This is a genomic window from uncultured Agitococcus sp. (genome assembly GCF_937920075.1).
Classification (GTDB): Bacteria; Pseudomonadota; Gammaproteobacteria; order Pseudomonadales; family Moraxellaceae; genus Agitococcus.
In genome coordinates this window covers 1-1759 of sequence record NZ_CALETI010000030.1, presented here as the reverse complement: position 1 = coordinate 1759, position 1759 = coordinate 1, and the positions used below count along the sequence as shown (strand labels likewise).

Below are 1759 nucleotides of genomic sequence, written 5' to 3'. Positions count from 1 at the left end.
CTCATTTTCAGCTAACTGATTACGAATAAAAATCATCCGTTGACGAGCATCAGGCGCGTAAGCACTGTTGGGAAAACGAGAAACCAATTCTTTAAAATTATCAAAAGCTTGACGAGAGTTGTTTAAATCACGATGCGCGGTGTTGAGCGGAATAAAACGTAAAAACGCATCTTTGTCAGAATCAAAATTGGCCAAAGCACGAATGTAATAGGCATAATCTAATTGGCTATTGTCGGGATACAAACGAATAAAACGATCAGCCGCCGAAATAGCCCCTGCATAGTCCAAATGTTTGTAACGCGCATAAATCAAGTCGAGTTTGGCTTGTTCGGTGTAAACCCCAACAGGATAATGAGACTCTAAATCTTCTAAATGTTTGGTTGCTGTTTCAAAGTTGGCATAACGTAAAGATTTTTGCGCCGCTTCGTAATAGGCTTTTTCGGTTAAGGTAGCATTTTTGTTAGTTGGAGTGCTGCTACAAGCAGTGGTTAAGGCTACTGTTAAAGCCAAAAAAGCAAACAGACGCATATTTATCCTCAAAAAAGTGTAAACTAAGCAGATATTCTATTATCAAACATTTCTGACTGTTAAGCCAAACATGACTACGCAAATACAACACACTGCCGATGAACCATCAACTGTTTTAACTGAAACAATTCCTTTAGATTGGGGTGGTGCGCGTTTAGACCAAGCCGTTGCCCGTTTATTTAGTGATTATTCGCGTGAACGTTTAAAAGATTGGATTAATCAAGGTCATTTATTGGTTGAAGGCAAAGTCTGGCGTCCTAAAGATCGTGTGGTTGGTGGTGAAACCGTCACCTTAGAAATTATGTTGGAAGTGGAAACTGAAGCCAAAGCACAAGATATTCCTCTTAATATTATTTATGAAGATGATGATATTTTAGTGTTGGATAAACCCGCAGGTTTAGTGGTTCATCCTGGTGCAGGTAATCCAGATGGCACCTTATTAAATGCTTTATTGTTTCATTGCCCAGATTTAAAAAATATTCCTCGTGCTGGCTTAGTGCATCGTATTGATAAAGACACCAGTGGTTTATTGGTTGTTGCCAAAACCTTGCCTGCTCAAACTTTTTTGGTGGCTGAGCTGAGCGAAAAAAATGTCTATCGTGAGTATGAAGCCGTTGTCCAAGGCTCATTGGTCAGTGGTGGCACTATAGATGCTCCGATTGGTCGTCATCCCAGTGAACGCATCAAAATGGCAGTGATTGGTAGTGGCAAACCTGCGGTGACGCATTTTCGAGTGATTAAGCGTTATCGGGGCATGACTCATGTGCGTATTGAATTAGAAACAGGCCGAACCCATCAAATTCGGGTTCACTTTGCCCATAAAGGTCATCCCTTGTTGGGTGATCCTGTTTATGCAGGCCGTCCACGTTTGCCTAAAGGGGCAACTGCCGAATTAGTTAATGCTTTACAATGCTTTCCACGCCAAGCATTACATGCTCGTCGCTTAACTCTTACACATCCAGTTAGCTATGAGCAATTATCGTTTGAGTCACCGTTACCAGCAGATTTTGTCCAGTTATTACATGAATTAGATATGGATTTAAAAGGTGGCTTGTAAGTAGTTGGATAGTAATATAATATGAAATTGTTAGGCGGCTAATCAGTTTTAAAAAGCTTTTTTAGGGATAATGGTCATAAAATGGTCAAGATATTGTTTTATCTTGGCCGTATAGATCAATACGGAGGTTAGTATGCGCCATACTCATTCAAAGTCATTAAAAGATAAAATTAA

General features: G+C 40.0%; 2 protein-coding genes. One reads left to right on the top strand and one right to left on the bottom strand.

From position 1 onward, the window contains the following. The coding region (locus Q0212_RS00840) for an outer membrane protein assembly factor BamD (protein ID WP_297920783.1) at nt 1–528 on the bottom strand (528 nt) is incomplete at its 3' end. 70 nt (nt 529–598) lie between these two features. On the opposite strand from Q0212_RS00840, the gene rluD reads away from it, so the two are divergent. Next, entirely contained in the window at nt 599–1585 is a 987-nt protein-coding gene (gene rluD / locus Q0212_RS00835) for a 23S rRNA pseudouridine(1911/1915/1917) synthase RluD (RefSeq protein WP_297920781.1), read from the top strand. The last annotated feature ends 174 nt before the right edge of the window (nt 1586–1759 follow it).

Excerpts from the sequence above, each read along its gene's own strand:
- rluD (WP_297920781.1), top strand. The coding sequence starts at position 599 with ATGACTACGCAAATACAACACACTGCCGATGAACCATCAACTGTTTTA.